Below are 1,663 nucleotides of genomic sequence, written 5' to 3'. Positions count from 1 at the left end.
CCGCCCTCCCCTGCGCGGACGGCGTTCCTCGCCCGCCTCGATGCGGCCAAGCACGCGGCGGGCGTGGCGGAAACCGACTTCCGCCGCGAGGCCGCCGTGCGCATCGAACAGCTCGCTGCGGCCCGGGCCCATGCCTGGCGGCGCGCCGACCTCATGGCCGCGCTGGTCGCCGCCGTGGACGCAACCGAAGATGCCGAGATGGCGGTCGCCGCCGGGCAGGCGCTGCTGCGCACCCGGCTCGGCTGGACCTCCGACAGCGACGCGCGCACCGAGGTGCTCACCCGCTTCGCCGCCGTTGCCCTGGCCCTCGGCGAGGCGGACGCCGGGGCCGATCCGGACGCCGCCCTCGCCGCCTTCGAGGACTGGTACCTTGAGACCCGGCAGAGCCCCTTCTGGTACCTGTTCGAGCACTATCTGACCGACACGCCCCTGGTGGATTTCTGAGCGTCCGGGCATGGCCAAGATGAAGACCGCCAGGATGACGACCCGCAAGGCCACCGATTTCGACCGCTGGCTGTCCGCCACCTATGGCGAAAACGGCAGCTTCACCGCTTTGGTGGTGCTGGTGCGCATCGCCGAGCCGCAGGTGCTGCCGCTCGCCTCCACCTTCCTCAACATCGTCGGCGACGAGGTGAGCTGGGCCGAGATCGCCGCCTTGTTCGCCGGTGCCCGGCAGGCCTGGGACGGCGCCGCCTTCTTCGCCCAGCTTGATGCCGAAGGGCCGCTGGAAAACGGCGAGGCGCGGGCCCGCCTGCGGGCGCTGGAAGGGCGGCTCGACGCCGACCGGCTGGTGATTAACCAGGGCGACTTCTTCGATACCCACGGCCGCCGGCTGAAGGTGGAGGAAATCTCTCCCAACTGAGCGGCGCGGCGCCTGTGCCTATTCGATGGGAAAATCAAAATAGGTGTCCGGGAAGGGCTCGTCCTTCAGGGTGAAGTGCCACCATTCCTTGTCGAACGGCTTGAAACCGTGCCGCGCCATGAGATCGGCGAGCCGGGCGCGGTTCGCCTTCTGCGCCCTGGTCACCGCGTCCGAGGCCGGCCAGGAGCGCGGGCTGAACAGGTCGAAGGGCGTGCCCATGTCGAGGTCGGCGCCGGTGGCGCGATCCACCAGCGTCAGGTCCAGCGTCGAGCCGCGCGAATGACCGGAGCGGGCGGCGATATAGCCTTCCGCGAACAACGCCTTCTTGTCCACGTCGGGATAGAAGGCGGCCTTGGTGCGGGTATCGGCCAGGTCGCTCGCCCAGCGGGCGAAGTGCGCCACGGCGCGGGCGGGACGATAGCAATCGAACAGGCGCAGGCCCAGCCCGCCGGCCTTCGCCTCCGCCGCCACCGCGGCCAGCGCCTCGGCGGCGGGGCGGGTGAGGAAGCAGCGGGCAGCGCTGTAGCCGTCCACCCGCGTGCCGACGAAATTGTCCGAACCGAAATAGCGCACATCGAATACGGCGTCGGGCACCAGCGTGGCCACATCCACGAACAGGGCCGGACGGTCGGTGCGGGCATCGGCCGCCAGCGGCAGGCCGGCGATGCTCAGGGCAAGGGCAGCGGGCTTCACCAGTCGGTCCATCAGGAAAGAGGGCATGGCGGGGGTCGCGGGGACGTTGGGCGCGATCATATGAGCGTCCCGCGCCGAAGAAAACCGGTGCGGAACGAGGCGCCGGCC

The 1,663-nt window shown here is 70.4% G+C and carries 3 protein-coding genes; 2 read left to right on the top strand and 1 reads right to left on the bottom strand.

Features of this window, described 5'->3' with window-relative positions; translation table 11 throughout:
- Positions 1-444 (top strand): hypothetical protein (locus tag K9U41_RS22770; RefSeq protein WP_282643117.1); only part of this gene is annotated, 444 nt, incomplete at its 5' end.
- Between the two features lie 10 nt (positions 445-454).
- Positions 455-862, top strand: coding sequence for a hypothetical protein (locus K9U41_RS22765; RefSeq protein WP_282643116.1), 408 nt, complete (start codon positions 455-457; stop codon positions 860-862).
- A gap of 18 nt (positions 863-880) precedes the next feature.
- Here the strand turns inward: K9U41_RS22765 and K9U41_RS22760 are convergent, their stop codons facing one another.
- Positions 881-1,615, bottom strand: coding sequence for a M15 family metallopeptidase (locus K9U41_RS22760; protein ID WP_282643115.1), 735 nt, complete (start codon positions 1,613-1,615; stop codon positions 881-883).
- Positions 1,616-1,663 lie beyond the last annotated feature (48 nt).

Source organism: Xanthobacter autotrophicus (genome assembly GCF_029991245.1).
Classification (GTDB): Bacteria; Pseudomonadota; Alphaproteobacteria; order Rhizobiales; family Xanthobacteraceae; genus Xanthobacter; species Xanthobacter autotrophicus_C.
The sequence above is the reverse complement of the archived record's forward strand: the minus strand, read 5'-3'. Positions and strand labels throughout refer to the sequence as shown.

Bases quoted from the DNA above. Each gene is read 5' to 3' on its own strand.
- K9U41_RS22765 (WP_282643116.1), top strand. From the start codon at position 455: ATGGCCAAGATGAAGACCGCCAGGATGACGACCCGCAAGGCCACCGAT.
- K9U41_RS22760 (WP_282643115.1), bottom strand. From the start codon at position 1,615: ATGATCGCGCCCAACGTCCCCGCGACCCCCGCCATGCCCTCTTTCCTG.